This is a genomic window from Streptomyces sp. NPDC020299, from assembly GCF_044387825.1.
Classification (GTDB): Bacteria; Actinomycetota; Actinomycetes; order Streptomycetales; family Streptomycetaceae; genus Streptomyces.
Genome location: NZ_JBIRWL010000008.1, coordinates 1 through 15,660, shown reverse-complemented (window position 1 = coordinate 15,660; position 15,660 = coordinate 1). Strand labels below are relative to the sequence as shown.

Below are 15,660 nucleotides of genomic sequence, written 5' to 3'. Positions count from 1 at the left end.
ATGACGGAGACAGAGACAGAGGCAGAGCCGGAGACGGAGAGGTGCGCGGAGTTCGACGCGCCGCCCCTGCGCAGGCTGCGGTATTTCCACGGCCAGATGCTGGGCGCCCGGGACTTCCAGCGTGAACAGGAGTACCACCGCGAGAAGCTGAAGCTGCGCATGCGCTGCCTGCTCGGCTACGGCGTGGTGTGCGGCCTGTTCGTGGAACCGGGGCCGCAGGGCGACGACGACTGCCCGCCGGCCGGCGGGGCGGCCCCGGCCGAGGAGCCGGAGCGCACCCGGCACCGGGCCAGGGTGCGGATCACGCCCGGGCTCGCGGTGGACGCCGACGGCAACGAGATCGTGGTCCGCGGCGGCGGTGTCGTCGACCTGTGGAAGGCGCTGCCCCCGGACGAACGCGACACCGGCACGGTCTGGGTCGGCGTCCAGTACGCCGAGCGGGCCGTGGAGGCCACCCGCGCCGTCTACAACGACGCCTGCGCCGATACCTCCGACTGCGAGTACGGCTGGACGGAGGAGTGCTGGTCGGTCCGCGTCACCGGGTGCGAACCGCCCGCGGACGAGCGCTGCGACACCTGCTGCTCCCCGTGTGGGCACAAGGTGCTGTGGCTGGCCCGGATCGACTGCGTCGACTTCCGCGAACCGGTGCGCGAGGACCGGATCCACATGAACGTGCGCCGCCCCTTCGGCCGGCACCTGCCCACGGTCATCACCGGCGTGAACTGGATCCACGGCCACACCTACACCATCGACGAGGCCAAGGCCCTGCTCGGCACCCAGCACGAGGACGGCGGGCTGGTGGTGCGGTTCTCCGCCGGGGTGCGGACCGACTCGCTCCAGCCCGGCGTGGTCGAGATCCAGGTGATCGAGGGCGGCAGCGGCCGCAACGCCTCCACCTGGTACATGGGCGGCACCTTCGCCCGGCCCGACGGCGATCCGTGCGAGTTCACCGAGGAGTTCCGGTACCGGCAGACGACCCGGGAGACGCTGCAGGACGGCGACCGGGTGCTGATCACCGTCCGTACGGCGTTCGTCCTCGACCGCTGCTGCCGCCCGGTCGACGGCACCCATGTCGGCGGACGCGTACCGCTGATCCGAACCCACACCGACACGGCCGACACGGCCGGGACAGTCCCCACGCACGGCGGCTGCGACCTCCCGCCGTCCGGCATCGGGCCGTGGACGTCCGGCACCGGCGCGGGCGGGGACGTCTTCGAGAGCTGGTTCTTCGTGAAGGAGCGCTGATGATGCGAACAGACTGCGGATGCGGCTGCGGTGGCGACGCCACCCGCACCTCCGCCTTCGTGCGTCCTCGCTTCTTCGCAGGCCAACTGCTGACCGAGGACGACCTCAGCCTGCTGGTCGACTACCTGACGGCCAAGAACAGACTCCACAACCGCTCCCTGTCCGGGCCGGGAGTCGTCTGCGGACTCGGCGTCAGCTGCGAACCCTGCGGCGGCGGCACCGTGATGGTGCATCCGGGGCACGCGCTCGACTGCGCGGGCAACGACATCGTGCTGTCCTGCACCGAACGGGTCGACGTACGGGCCCTGGTGCGGGAGCGACGCGTCGGCGCCCGCGGCGTGGACTGCCAGGAGCCCTGCGAGGACGACGGCACACGCCGCTACGGCCTCTTCGTGAGCTACCGGGAACTCCCCGTCGAGCCGGTCGCCCCGTACGCCACGGAAGAACCCTGCCCCGCCACGGGATGCGTCCCCTCCCGGGTCCAGGAGGGCTACCGGTTCCTCGTCAAGTGCGGCGAATTCGAGGACCACCGCCACAATCCCGGCACCCGACTGCTGGCAGCCCTCGGCGATCCGGTCCGGGCCGACCAGGCCCGCAGCCGCGACCAGCGGCTCGCTCACCACCTCGACGCCCTGTTCGCCGCGGCCCTCGGCACGGGCCTGACCTTCCGCTTCGATGCCGCCGACGCCAAGCGCTACGCGGGCGGACTCGCCTGGCTGGAGCAGAATTCGGGCGGCGAGGGACCGCCGCCCCCGCCCACGGCACGCGAGATGACCGAGCAGGTCCGCGCGCTGGCGAGCGCCGTCGCCCGGTTCGACACCTACGATCCGGCCGGGCAGGAGCAGCTCGCGAGGGAGTACCCGGACCTCGCGTCCGTACAAATGGCCCGCCGCGTACTGGGCTCGGCCTGCGACCGGCTGAACGGCACCGACATGGAAGCGGCCTGGCCGGACCCGCTGCACCGCACCATCGCCCGCGCGGTGCTCACCGAGACCGCGGCCCGGGTCGTACCCGAACGAGGCGACCCGGACGCGCCGTTGGAAGTACGCCTGGTCGCCCAGGGCACACCGCTCAGCCACGCCCTGCAGACCGAGTTCCGCGCCGACCTCGCCCTGATCCGGGAGTGGCTCCTCGGCCGCCTGGAGCAGAGCGCCGGCCTCGCCGACTGCGCGCTGCGCACAGAGGTCGCCGCCGTCGACGTACCGCCGCTGCTGCCGCCCCCGCCCGACCGGAGCACGGAACGCACGACCGTCGCCGACCTCCGGCGGATCGCGGAGGCCGCCGCGGCTCTGGCCTCAGCGGTGCGCCGGTTCGTCACCGACGCGGCGTGCGCCACGCTGAACCCGCCGTGCGGCGACTGCGCCGACACCGACGTCCTGCTCGCGTACGTGGAGACGGACGGCTGTGACGTCGTACGTGTCTGCTCCGCCACCAGGGAGCAGGTGCTGCCGGGCGGATCGGCGTACGGCGAGTGGCTGCCCAAGCTCTACCGGCTGCGGGAACTGGCCGAGCGGATCTGCTGCCGGCCCCTGCCGCGGTACCGGAGGCCGGAGATGCCGTCCGAGGGGCCCGTCGCACGCCCGTACGCCGAGGGGCTGCTCGACGACTGGCCGCGCACCGGCGACCTGGAGGAGATGCTGTCCCTGCTGCTCACCCCGGCACCCGGCGAGACACCGCCCAAGGCGCTGCACGAGCAGGTCTGCACGACCCCCAGCGAAGTGACCGACAGCATGCAGGAGCTGGCCATGCTCAGAAACCGAGTGGCCGATCTGACAGCCGTGTTGGAGGGGCTGCGAGCGCAACTCGGCGGTGCGCAGGAACAGATGAGCCGGATGGCGGACCAGTTCCCGGAGCGGCTCGGACCGCGCCTCGAACAGCTGGAGGGGCGACCGCGGGCCGCGGACCCCGAGCCCACCGATCCCGCCGACCCGGCCGCCCCCGCGAAACCCCCGGTGAAGCGGACCCGCCCCTCCCGTTCCCGGAAGCCCGGTGAGACCCCATGACGGGCCCGATGCGTCCCGCCTTCCACGAGGGCCAGGTACTCGCCGCCGCCGACCTCTCGGCCACGGTGGAGTACGCGCGCGGTGTCTCCGCACGGCACGCGCGGCACCTGCACGACTGGGGCGTCGCCGAAGGGCTCGGCCTCGTCACCGAGCCGCGAACCGACCCGCTGACCAACGCCCGTTACGTCGAGGTGAGCGTGTCGGCGGGGTTCGCCGTCGACGGGACCGGCCGTGAGGTGCTCCTCACCGAGCCGGTCGTACTGCGCGAGAGCGACTTCGAGGAGGTCAACGGCGCGGACCGGAAGACGTCCGAGCCCTATCCGGTGTTCCTCGCCGCGGCCGACCGCGAACCGGCCACGTCCCCGCAGCCGGCGTCGTGCGCGGGCAGCGCCGCCAAGACCCGCGTGGAGGAGTCGTACCAGATCATCTTCGGGCGGCTCGGCGACGAACGCGCGTACGCGGACCCGCAACCGCCCGCGATCGGCGCGGCCCCCGCGGACCCACCCGCCCTCTGGCACATCCTGCTCGGGTACGTCCAATGGACCGAGGGTCACTTCACCGGCGTCGCGACCACGGCGCGCGGAGTCCCGGTGCGGTACTCCGGAGTCCGCGCGGACACCGTGTCCGCCCAGTCCGGCTCGCTGACCCTGCGCACGGCCCCGGCGACCCAGGAGGGCAAACCGGCCATCGTGCTGTCCGGCGGCGACAAGCCCAGCCTGGTCTTCGGCCTCTACCAGGGCGGCGGCGCCATCGACCCGCTGATGACCGTGGAAGCCAACGGCAACCTGCGGATCACGGGCAGCTTCAACGGCCTCCTGCCCGTCGGCAGCACCCTGGTGACCTCGGGGACGGCCACCGACGGCATGCTGCTGCCGCTGCCGTCCGGCATCACCGCGCAACAGGTCGCGGACGGCCGGGTGGTGGCACACGTCCACCTGACCCCGCGCACCCCACCCGCACTGGGGGAGTCGACCCTGTACAGCCCGGTGGAGGCCACGGTGGACGAGGACCTGCGGGTGCGGTGCCGGGCCCGCCTGTACGACCCCGTGGCGGCACCGGGCCAGGTCGTCGAGCGGCCCGGCGCGGCGGACTTCCTCGTCGTGGCGACGGTCGCGGCGACGAACGGCGGTGGCTGACCATGGCTCTCTCCGTGGTGTACGCGCTCGGCACCGGCCATGTCGTCGGGGCGCTGGCCCTGACCGGCAAAGCCGCCCCGGCCGATCCGGCGGCGCTCGTCGGGCGCGCCCTGCCGTTCAGGGTCTCCCTCGGCGCGCACGGCACAGCGACCCTTCCGGTCGACGCCCGGAACCTCGCCGTGGCCGGCGTGGACGACGAACCCGGCGTGCTGGCCGAGCCGTTGGCCTACGGCGTCGACCGCGGCTCCGACGGCAAGCCCGAGCCGACGCTGCTGCGCCTCCCGTCGTGGACCAGCGGCGGAATCACCCTGGCGAAGGACAGCCTCACCGTCACCGTGCCACAGGCCTCCAACAGCCCCCTCAAAGTGGTCGCGCTGGTCTCCGGCGACCAGGACACGCATGTGCTGGCCGGGGAGATGCCCGCCCGGCACACCCAGGTGAAACTGCCGGTCCCCCTCGCCGCGGCGACCCCGTACGGCGTGCTGGCGCTGGTGGCCGGCTGGGCGGGCCGCCTGGAGAGGAGGGACGTGCCGTGACCGCGCCCGCCGCCGGATCCACCGGGGAGATCACGGTGCACCGGTGCACCGTGACGCTGGTCCGGCGCGGCGGCTGGAGCTGGGGGCCCGACCCTCGCGGCCTGGTCCGCCGGGCCGTCGACGCCGTCCCGCAGGCGCTGGAGGAGCACTTCGCCGGGCAACTCGCGGGCGACGGCCCGGACGTGGAGATCACCGAGCCGGTGATCATCGTCGTCCGGCCGGGCTCGTCCGGCCGGTCCGGGCACGACCAGGTGTCCTTCGACGTCCATGTCGTACCGGCGTCCGTGGTGGAGGTCCCCACGGGTGCGCCGGACGCCGAACCCGAGTCGTTCGCAGAGTCCTTCGAGTTCTTCGAGCCCTTCGAGTCCTTCGCGACGGCCCGGGCGCCGTGGTCCGCGCCCGGCACCGGCGCGCTCTTCGCCGAACTGGCCGAGCGGAACGAACTGGACGCGCTCCTCGAACTGCTCCCGGACGACTCGCTCCGCGTCTTCCTGCGCGCGCTGCTCGACGCCGACGACCCGTCGGCCGGGCAGCTGTCCGCCGAACTCGCCCGGCGCGCGGCCCTGGAGGCCGGACCGGACGAGGCACCGCCCGAGCCCCAGCACGGCAGCCCGCCGGACGCAGAACTGTCCCGGCACCGCTCGGAGTACGCCGCGTCGACGGCCCGCGAGGACGCCGTACCCGCCCCGGCGGCGGGCGGCTCAGCCGTGCCTCGTACGACCGGCGAGGCACAGGTGTGCTCCGCGCTGCCCTTCCTGCTCGCCGGACCGCTGGCCCGGATCGGCTATCTGGACGCGATCGGACCCGCCCTGGCCGGCGTCGAACTCCCCGATGACGCACCGCTGTTCGCGGCGGCACTGGCGTACAAGGTGCTGGGCCCGACCGTACGCGGCTGGCGTCGAGGCAGACAGGACGGCGAGGCCGCGGCGGTCTTCGCCGGTCTCGAACCGCCCCTTCCCGAGGAACGGCTCACCGCCTTCGCCGACCGCGTGCGCCCCGCGCTCCCGCTCCTCGACGGCGTCCTGGCGCTCGCGGTGTGCCGGGGACACGACCCCGCCGACCCGCTCCTGCTCACCGGCACGGACGACGGGCTGCTCCTCGTCGACGCCCAGGGCATGTTCCCCGTCGCCTGGACCCGGGACACCGCCCGGCTGCTGCCGCACTGGCAGGCCTGCGGAAGGCCGCCCGTCCTGGTCTGCGACGGTCCGCTCCCACCCGGCGCCCTGGGCGTACTCGCCGCCGCGGACGTGCCGTTCATGACCGCCGTGCGACCGCTGCGCGGCGACCCCGCCACCCGGCTGCCCTGGCGCACCCCGCTGTGGACGGCGGGGGAGGGACGCCCTGACCCACGGCTCGCCGCCGCCCTGCCCGGCCACGCGGCACGCCTCGCCGACCTGGTCACCGCCCTGACCGGAGAACGCAGGGCGGTACCGCTCGCATCCCACGCCGACCTGGAGCACACCGTGACCCTCGCAGCGACCCTGGGACTGTCCACGATCGCCTGGACGCTCTGGCGCGAGCGCGAGACACCGGATCCACTGCTCGCCCTGAGCCGGTTCGCTGACCTGGAGGCCACGGTCCGGTTCGAGTCCGACGCCGTACGGGTGCGCGTCCCGCTCGGGCGCCGCCACGCCGACCTGCTGCGCGGCGGGCTGCTCGCCGACGTCCACGACGTGGTCTGGCTGCGGGGCCGGACCCTGACCTTCTCGGGCGGGTGAGCGGCATGGGCGAGCCCGCCGTCGAGCACCTGCGGACGCGGCTGGCCGGCCTGCACTCCGCGCTGCGCGCCGCCGTCGACCGGCAGGCGCGGATCGCCGCCAGGCTGACCCGGCCGGACCTCACACCGTACTGCGTGACCGACGAACAGGTCGCCGTCATCCTCGACGAGGTGCACGGCTTCACCGAGGCCATGACACAGCCGTACACCCCCAACTGCCCGGAGCCCGAGGCCGAACGGCTGCTCAGGCGGCGCGCCTCCGCCGGCGGCGGCACCCTGCCGCTGGACGCGCTCGCCGCCCGGTTCACCCTGACCCGCGCCGAACAGGACGCCCTGCTCCTCGTCGCCGCGCCCGAACTCGACCGCGGATACGAGCGGATCTACGCCTACATCGTCGACAACCTGAACCGACGGCTGCCCAGCGTGGAACTCCTGGTCACCGTGTGCGCGGGGACGGAAGAGGCCGAGCCGGGGGCGGCCAGCCGCCTCGCCCTGCGGCGCGCCCTCCAACCGGCCGGGCCGCTGCGCCGGTACGGTCTGCTGCGCCCGCACGGCGAGGCCCCGGTCGACCTCGCCCAGGAACTCGTCCTGGGCCCGGGCGTCCTGGAGTTCCTGCTCGGCTGGGGCGGAGACGTCGGCCTGCTCGGCCACGACCCCGGCGAGGTCGCGGAGCCGGAACCACGCGTCGCCGCCCCGCACCTGTCCAGCGACCGCCTCACCCGGCTCGGCGGCGCACTGGGCGCCGGCGACATCGACCTCGCCGGACTGTGGGGATGCCCGCCGGACGCCCAGCTCGACGCCGCACAGGCCCTGGCCCGCGCCGCCGGGGCGCCGCTACGGCGGTTGACCACCGACCCCGCCGCCGACCTGCGGACCGCCGCCGCACTGGGCGCGGTGCTGTGGATCCCCACCGACGACCTGCACGACCACCCGCACGGCGAGCCGCACGGACGGCAAGCCGAGGCGGTGTCCGCGGCACTGCTGCGCTCCCGTGCACCGGTGTGCCTGACCGGCCTCAAGCCCTGGCGCCCCGCGGGCCTGCTCGCCGCCCGCGTGTACGCCGAACTCACCGTGCCCGTACCGGGCCTGGGGGACCGGCGGGCGATGTGGTCCGCCGCGCTCCCGGACCTGGACGGCCCCCTGCTGGAGGACCTCGCCGTCCGGTACCGGATGAGCGGTGGCGAACTGCGCGCCGTGGCGTCCGTCGCCGGGGCCGGAGCACGCCTGGCCGGCAACGGCCGCCCCGAACCGGTCTCCGGCCACGTCGAACCCGCCATCGCGACCGTCACCCGGGGGCGCAGCGGCAGCTCCGTCCGCTCCATCCTGCCCCGGCGCACCGTCGAGGACCTGGTCCTGCCCGCCGTACAGCTGGGCCAGATCCTGGAGATCGCCTCCGCCTTCCGCGCCTGGCCCAGGATCGCCGAGAGCTGGGGCTTCGCCCGGCGCGCGGCACACGGCGGGGTCAAGGCGCTCTTCACCGGCGAACCCGGCACCGGGAAGACGCTGTCCGCCGAGATCGTCACCGGCATGCTCGGCCTGGAACTGCTGAAGGTGGACCTCGCCCAGGTCGTCTCCAAGTGGGTGGGGGAGACGGAGAAGAACATGGAAGCGGCGTTCCGGCAGGCGGAGGAGAGCCACGCGGTACTCCTCTTCGACGAGGCCGACTCCCTCTTCGGCAAGCGCGGCGAGGTGAAACACGGCACCGACCGCTACGCCAACCTCGAGGTCGGCTACCTCCTGCAACGCCTCGAGGCCAGCGACGGCCTGGTGATCCTCACCAGCAACCTCAAGGACAACATCGACCCCGCGTTCACCCGGCGCTTCCACTTCGTCGTCCACTTCCCCCGCCCGGCAGCCCCGGAGCGCCGCCGCCTGTGGCGCCTCGCCTTCCCCCCGGAAGCCCCGCTCGCCCCCGACGTCGACCTGGACGTCCTGGCCCGCCTGGACATGACGGGCGCGGCCATCGCCGCCGCGGCCCGCACGGCCGCTCTGGCGGCAGCGGACACCGACAGCGCCGCGATCGGCATGCGCCATGTCGTCCGTGGTGCAGCGCGCCAGTATCAACGCGAGGCACGCTTGCTCCGTCCGGCCGAACTCGGCCCCCACGCCCATCTGCTCGACGACGGATCCCAGGGGTGACAGGGATGCTGCCTACCGAACCGGCGCTCTCACTTCACCGGTTGGTGACGCCTGTGCCGCCGACGCGGGCCTCGGAAGCGGCGGCGGCCGCACACCGGGGGACGACACCGGCCGTGGCTCCTGTGCCGGTGAGCAACGCCGTGATGGCCCAGGCCGCGCATTCTCATGCGCCGGTAGGGCCCGTGCTACTGGCGAGCCACGATCAGACGGGTAACGCTGCCGTGGCCAAGGCGGTGTTGCGCACGGTACCGGTCGTGCCGTCGGTCGGTCGACCTTGACGGCAGACACGGCCGGTGGGGGTGCACCGGGCCTCACTCCCGGTCCGGTGCCGGCATCGGCCGGGGGTGGCCCCATTTGTGGATCCGGCCGGGGGCGAACGGGACATCGCGTACGGAGCGCAGGGCCGCGTCAAGGCCGTGCCGGATGTACGTGGTGGGCACGTCGACGCCGGTGAGGAAGCGTAGTTCCGCGGCGACGGAGGTGCGCAGGGACTCCTCGTCGGTGAACTCCTCCAGCAGATCGGCGAGGGCGACGGGTACGCCGAAGCGGTGGCAGACCGCCGGGTCCAGGGCGTCCCGCAGTTCCCGCCACTGCTCCTCCGCGAACATGAGCTCCTCCGGGGCGCCGCTCAGGGCGAGGCCCGTGATGTCGCCGAAGCGGATGAGGGCGTTGTACCGGACCTGGTCGTCCGGGTCCTCCCGGGCGCTCCGCAGCAGCAAGGCGGCGGCTGCGGGCGACCCGATGAGGAAGACGGGGTCGACGGCCGCCCGGCGGACCTCGGCGCCCGGGTCGGCGAGCGCCCGCGTCAGCTGGTGCAGGGTGTCCTCGTCGAGGACTCCCTGGAAGGCGCCGACGGCGAGGGCCCGGCCCGATTCGGGGCGGTCGGTGAGGAGGGGGCGCAGGGCCGCCGCTCCGCTGTGGTCGCCGGTCGTGGCGAGGGCGACGACCGTGTTGACCAGCAGCAGGGGCCACTCCGGGTTGGCCGGCTCGCGGCGCTGTTCCGCGAGGACCGCGCGGAGGACCTCGGCCGTCGCCGGACGGGCCGCCCCCTGGAGGGCTTCGGCCGCCGCCGCCCGGGTGCTGTACGGCGCCGTGCGGTCGGCGAGGGCGGCCTCGACCCGGTCCGGTCCCTCGTCCCCGCCGCTGCGGGCCAGCGCGTACAGGACGGCCGCGACCAGGGCGAAGGGTCCCGCGCCGGTGTGCGCGAGCAGCACCGGGACCGCCTCTGGGGTGGTGCTGCGGCGGACGGCCTCGTACAGCAGGGGGTGATAGCGGTTCGCGCGCTCCTCGGCGACGGTGAGGACGCGGCGCAGCGCCCCCGGGCCGGCGGCGAGCAGGGCGCGGACGGCCCGCTCGGCGCGGGCTGTGTCCTCCGCCGCCTCGGCGGCGAGGGCTTCGTGGACGAGATCCTCGTATCCGCTCATGTGATACCTAGGGGATGTCCTTCATGATCTCGGGCTTGAGCCAGTTCTCGAAGTAGTTCGTGATCGGGCTGTGCTGCTGGTTCCTGATGAAGATCAGGTTGTGGACGTCGTTGGAGCCGCCCCAGTTGACCGGGTTGATGTGGTGCTCCTCCCAGCGGCGGCTGACGTCCAGCCACAGCTCCATCCAATGCATTCCATACTGCCGGGCCACCTCGTTCTTGGCGCCGTTCTCCGCCAGGTTCCGCTTTCCCGGCAACATCCACGTGGGGTTCTTCGCGATGAGGGCGTCCTTCTCGATCTCCTTGAGGCGGGTCAGCTCCGCGCGCCAGGTGTTCGTGAACTGGGCGCCCTTGGTGCCGCCGCTCGGGACTGTGTACGTGCCCTTCGGACGCGGGACGTTGCCGTCGGCCCGATCGAGGAAGGCGTTGCCGGGATGCTTGTCGATGGGGCGCAGGGCGTCGTACCTGCTCCAGGCCGCGGGGACGAGGTTCGCGTACTCCCCCGTGAAGGCGTTGGGCCCGGTCTTCTTCGCCTTGTAGAGGCCAAGGCCACCACCCTTGATCTTGTCCGGAGGGCTCTTCTTCCTGGGGTTGATCACTGCTTCGAAGTGGATGGTCGTGGTCCGGCCCGCCTGGCCGGCCCCGGCGCCCTGGTCTCCCTCGACGACGAGGGTGAGGGACGCCAGCTTGTGGCGGCGGCGGATCGGAGGCAGTCCCTTGCGCACGCCGTCGACGGTCGAATCCGGTTTCACCAGTCCGTGCGCGTCGCGGAGGGCGGCGTCCAAAGCCTGTTCCTGCTCTTGCGGGGTGCGCTTGTCCTTCTTCTCGAACTTCGACGCCAGCTTGGAGCCGAGCTTCTTGATCAGGCCGATGATCTTGTCGATCACCCAGTCCACCGCCCGGTTCACCGGCTTGGACAGGGCCTGGACGATCTGTTTGACCTTGGCGGCGATGCCGCCGAGGCCCAGGAGCGAGGCGAGGAAGCCGAGCAGGACGGGGACGGAGCGGGCGAGGGCGTTTTCGACGAGGGAGGGAACGCCGCCGCTGCCTCCCCGGGCGATGGCGATGACCGAGTCGAGAACGGCGTTGACGAACTCGAAGATCTGCCGGGCCTGGGTCACCACGAAGCGCACGACATCGATGATCAGCTTCACCGCGCGGACGAACGCGGACGCGGGGTTGAGCAGCGAGAGCACCCACATGATCCCGGCCTCGACGACCGTGGGCGTCACATAGGCGATGACCTTGTCCAGCAGCTCCTTCTTCAGGTCCCCGACCCGGGCCCTGAGGTCCTCCCACATCCCGGCGACGCCCCGCTTGCGGACCTCCGCGACCAGCGGCAGCGCGGTCTCCGCCGTCGTGATCACCGGTTCCATCCTCGGGACCTTGCGGACGATCCGGCCGCGGATGTTCTGCCAGGTCAGCCCGAGCAGCGAGGCCAGCATCCGCACGACGCCCTGCGCGTCGAACTTCGCGGGGAGTTCGAGCCCCGCCTCGCTCGCCTTGCCCAGCAGCCAGGACATGATGCCCTGTTGCAGATGCTTGCCGATGTTCCGCAGGAACTGCCGGAGACCCGCGCCGACAGCCGTCACCAGGTGGCGCAGGAAGCCGATCGGGTCCTGGAGGATCAGCATCACCGCCTGCGCGGCCTTGGCCAGCACCGCCAGCAACAGGTTCTTGAGCTCGATGATCGTGTCGATCACGCCCTTGACCGCGTCCACGGCCTTGGCCACGAGCCCCTTGTTCTTCTCCTTCTCCGCGGCGATCTCGTCGTCGACGGACTTCAGCGCGTCGGTGTACTTCGTGGCCAGCGTGTCGACGAGCTGGGTGCCCTTGTCGTCCACGGACTGCGTGAGCTGGTCGAACCTGTCGGAGAACTCGGCGGCCGCCTCCCGCCCGATGGCCCGCAGGTCGGCCGGGAGCCTGTCCACGGCCGCCCGCATCTCGGAACGGCCCTGCGCGATACGCCGTTTCGCCCTGTTCAGCTCCGCGCCGATCGTGGTGGCGACATCGGAGATGACCTGCCGCATCCGCCGGACATAGTGGTCGCGGGCCTCTTCGAAGATCTTGTCGGCCTCGGCCGGCAGGCCCGCGAACAGGTCGCGCACCCAGCGCAGTTTGCCTGTCGCGCCCGAGTACCGGCGGTCCTTGTACTCCTCCATCTTCTGTCCGTGCTCGGCGGTGAACGCGTCGCGCGCCTGCTTCTCGCCCCTGCCGAACTGGTCGTCGACCAGCTTGTCGAGACCGCCGAGAATGCCCTGCACGTCCTTCTGCATCGTGTCGAAGACACCTTGCAGGAGTGTCGTGACCTGAGCCCGCTTCTCCTCGTCCCGGCCCTTGGCGCCGCTCTTGCCCGTGTCGACCCGCTGTCCGGTCAGCGCCCGCTGTACGCCCATCGCGCCCATCGCCGCGGTGCCGAGCCGCCGCGCCTGCGCGGTCGCGGAGTTCAGCACCTGCTTCTCGTGACCGCGCATCCGCCCGGGGGCCGCCTCGGAGTGCCGCTCGACGGCCTTCTTCTCGCCCAGTGCCTGGTTGAACGTGGGCTCGTTGGACCGCTGCAACTGCGCCTCGGTGACCTGTGCGTCCGCCATCCGCCGGCTGACCTCGGCCGGACCGGCGGACAGATCGGTGGCCGACGGCGGCAGCCGGTCCGGCACGGCGTTCGCCGCGTCCGGTGCGCCGGGGGGCGCGGGCGGCCGGTCCGCGGTCATCGGTACGACCTGTTTGGGCACGGCCGCGGCGATGTCCGGCGGGGCGGCGGTCGTCGTCGCGATCTGCTGCGCCGACTCCGACTTGCCCTCGCCGACCCTGCCGTGCACCTCCGCGCGGACCTCGTCGGCCTTGCCGGAACCGGCGAACTTGTCCGCCTCGTCGAGGTTCTTGGGCGCCTTGTCGGCGATCGCCTTCTCGACCGCCCTGATGAACGCCTCCTTGTCGAACTCCTTGGGCTCGGCCTCGTTCATCTTCTCGGCGTTGGCGGTCTTGCCCTGTGCCTCGGCGTCGTCCTTCGGCGGCCGGGCGGCGCTCTGGGCCGCCGTCGCCTCGGTCCGCGGCGGCGGGTGCGAGGCGGCCAGCGCCCGCTTCTTGTGCCCCACGTCCTTCTTCAGCCGCGCGAACTTCGGAGCCGCGTCCGGTCCGGGCCGAGCCGGTGCGCCCTGCGCGCCACCGGCCGAGGCGGGGGCCGGTGTTTCGGTCGCCGGTGCGGCGGCCACCGGTCCGGCGGGGCCGCTCTGAGCCTGGCCGGCCGCCGCGACGGCGCCGTTGCCGAACATGTCCTGCGCGGCGGATGCCGGCCGCCCCGGGACGGGCGGGCTCACCGCCGGTACGCGTCCGCTCGCCAGCAGGGCCGTCACCGCCGCGTTGGACGACTGCGGCTGGGCGCCCGTGCGCCCGGGTGCCTCCGGCCGGTGCTTCGCCGCGGTGCCGGCCGTCGCCGTCGACACCGTCGGCCGCGGTGCCAGAGCCTTCGGTGCTGGCATCGGACGCGATCCCTCCCACGGCACGCCGGTGACGACGGGAACCCGGTGCCCGGGAACACCCTGACGCAGGGTGCCAGCACGGCCGTGACGAGACCGTCACCCCCGTGTCACCCGATGCTTGCGCCGCCACAGCGGGCGGCCCGAGTCAGTCGACCGGCCAGGTGTGTGCAGGGGCGTTGAGGTGCATGTAGTCGATGTACTGCCGTGTCATCCGCCGCAGGGCCTCGTGGCGGCCGGCGTGGGCGGTGTCGTCGATCTGGTGGAACATCTCCTTCTGCCAGACCGCTCCGTTGCGGGCGGTGACGCACCGCTGCTCGATGACGCCGAGCAGCGGCTCCCGCCAGGCCTCGTCCATGCCGGAGTGCATCAGTCCCCGGTGTGCCAGCGGCAGCAGACGCCGCAGGACGAGTTCGGACGCCGGGACCTCGCCCATCCCGGGCCAGTACAGGCGCGCCTCGATGCCGTGCCGGGCCGCCGCGTGCAGGTTGTCCTCCGCGGCCGAGAAGGACATCCGCGACCACACCGGCCGCTCCTCCTCCACCAGGGCGCGGGTGAGCCCGTAGTAGAAGGCGCCGTTGGCCAGGGTGTCGGCGACGGTCGGGCCGGCCGGCAGTACACGGTTCTCCACCCTCAGGTGCGGCTTGTCGTGGGCGACGGCGTAGACCGGTCGGTTCCAGCGGTAGATGGTGCCGTTGTGCAGCGTGAGCTCGGCCAGTTGGGGGATGTCGCCGCGGTCCAGGGTCTCGGCGGGGTCCTGCTCGTCGCACAGGGGCAGCAGCGCCGGGAAGTAGCGAAGATTCTCCTCGAAGAGGTCGAAGACGCTGTTGATCCACCCTTCGCCGAACCACACCCGGGGCCGTACCCCCTGCACCTTGATCTCCTGCGGACGGGTGTCGGTGGCCTGCTCGAACAGCGGGATACGGGTCTCGTGCCACAGCTCCCTGCCGAACAGGAACGGCGCGTTGGCCGCCAGCGCGACCTGGATACCGGCGATCGCCTGTGCCGCGTTCCAGTAGCCGGCGAACTCCTCCGGGGAGACCTGGAGGTGGAACTGGGTGCTGGTGCACGCGGCCTCGGGGGTGATCGTGTCCGCGTAGGTCCGCAGCCGGTCGGCGCCGTCCACCTCGATCAGCAGGTCCTCGCCCCGGGCCGCGAAGATCTGGTCGTTGAGGAGCCGGTAGCGCGGGTTCTCCGACAGGGCCGCCTCGCCCACGTCCGCGTGCTCGAGGGTGGGCAGGATGCCGATCATGATCAGATGGGCGCCGACCGACCTGGCGCGTTCCTCCGCGTGGTTCAGCGCGGCGCGGATCTCGGACTCCCAGGAGTCGGGGCCGCCCGCCGTCAGACGGCGGGGCGGAATGTTGATCTCGAGGTTGAACCGGCCCAGCTCGGTGGACCAGGCGGGATCCGCGATCGCCTCGAGCACGTCGATGTTCCGCATCGCCGGTTCCGCCCGGTCGTCGACCAGGTTCAGCTCGATCTCCAGCCCCACCTGGGGCCGCTCGGACTCGAACCGTGACTCGCGCAGCATCTGCGCGAACGCGTCGAGGCACTCCTGCATCTTGACCCGGTACCGGCGGCGGTCCTCGCGCGTGAAGACCAGCGCCGGGACGTCCCGTCCCATTGGTCCTCCTCGAACACCTCTCCCCCCAGCGTCGCACCACCTGACGCCCCCTACCAGGCGGGATTCGGGGCGGAGGTCGCTCACCGCCGCCGGCGGCTGCCGCCCCCGGACCCCCGCGTCGGCCCTGAAGGGGCCTCGTCCTCAAACGCCGGACGGGCTGAGTGATGCCGGCCGGGGCTGAAGAGGTCCACGGGGTGGAGGGACGTGCCCCCCTCCGGGGTGGAGGGACGTGCCCCCCTCCGGGGTGGAGGGGCGAGCACCCTGGGGGTGCAGGGGGCGAAGCCCCCGCCGGGGTGCGGGGGCGGAGCCCCGCGAGGGGTGCAGGGGACGCAGTCCCCGCCGGGGTCTGGGGCGGAGC

Annotated in this window: 9 protein-coding genes; 6 read left to right on the top strand and 3 right to left on the bottom strand. The window is 72.9% G+C overall.

The features are described from left to right. The 6 genes from ACH45E_RS21110 to ACH45E_RS21085 are packed head-to-tail and all read left to right on the top strand — an operon-like array spanning position 1 to position 8,776. A complete protein-coding gene (locus tag ACH45E_RS21110) occupies positions 1-1,245 on the top strand; it encodes a hypothetical protein (protein WP_361445004.1) in 1,245 nt (414 codons plus the stop codon). Further along, positions 1,245-3,248: a hypothetical protein gene (locus ACH45E_RS21105; protein WP_361445001.1), complete on the top strand. Its 2,004-nt coding sequence runs from the start codon at positions 1,245-1,247 to the stop codon at positions 3,246-3,248. The genes ACH45E_RS21110 and ACH45E_RS21105 overlap by 1 nt, the downstream gene beginning before the upstream one ends. After that, complete coding sequence (locus ACH45E_RS21100) at positions 3,245-4,384, top strand: hypothetical protein (protein WP_361444998.1); 1,140 nt, start codon at positions 3,245-3,247, stop codon at positions 4,382-4,384. The genes ACH45E_RS21105 and ACH45E_RS21100 overlap by 4 nt, the downstream gene beginning before the upstream one ends. 2 nt (positions 4,385-4,386) lie before the next feature. Further along, on the top strand, positions 4,387-4,920 hold the full coding sequence (locus tag ACH45E_RS21095) for a hypothetical protein (protein ID WP_361444995.1): 534 nt from the start codon (positions 4,387-4,389) through the stop codon (positions 4,918-4,920). Then, positions 4,917-6,638: a hypothetical protein gene (locus ACH45E_RS21090; RefSeq protein WP_361444992.1), complete on the top strand. Its 1,722-nt coding sequence runs from the start codon at positions 4,917-4,919 to the stop codon at positions 6,636-6,638. The genes ACH45E_RS21095 and ACH45E_RS21090 overlap by 4 nt, the downstream gene beginning before the upstream one ends. A 5-nt stretch (positions 6,639-6,643) precedes the next feature. Then, positions 6,644-8,776 carry an ATP-binding protein gene (locus tag ACH45E_RS21085; protein WP_361444989.1) on the top strand — a complete coding sequence of 711 codons (2,133 nt, stop codon included), beginning with the start codon at positions 6,644-6,646 and terminating at the stop codon, positions 8,774-8,776. 311 nt (positions 8,777-9,087) lie between these two features. On the opposite strand, the gene ACH45E_RS21080 is transcribed toward ACH45E_RS21085, so the two are convergent. From ACH45E_RS21080 to ACH45E_RS21070, 3 genes are all read right to left on the bottom strand, one after another. Continuing rightward, complete coding sequence (locus ACH45E_RS21080; protein ID WP_361444986.1) at positions 9,088-10,200, bottom strand: HEAT repeat domain-containing protein; 1,113 nt, start codon at positions 10,198-10,200, stop codon at positions 9,088-9,090. Between the two features lie 7 nt (positions 10,201-10,207). Further along, positions 10,208-13,678, bottom strand: a complete 3,471-nt coding sequence (locus ACH45E_RS21075; protein ID WP_361444983.1) for a hypothetical protein — start codon at positions 13,676-13,678, stop codon at positions 10,208-10,210. Positions 13,679-13,823: 145 nt separating this feature from the next. After that, the gene (locus tag ACH45E_RS21070; protein WP_361444980.1) at positions 13,824-15,302 is read right to left on the bottom strand and encodes a glutamate--cysteine ligase; all 1,479 of its coding nucleotides are present in this window, start codon (positions 15,300-15,302) and stop codon (positions 13,824-13,826) included. Positions 15,303-15,660: the final 358 nt, after the last annotated feature.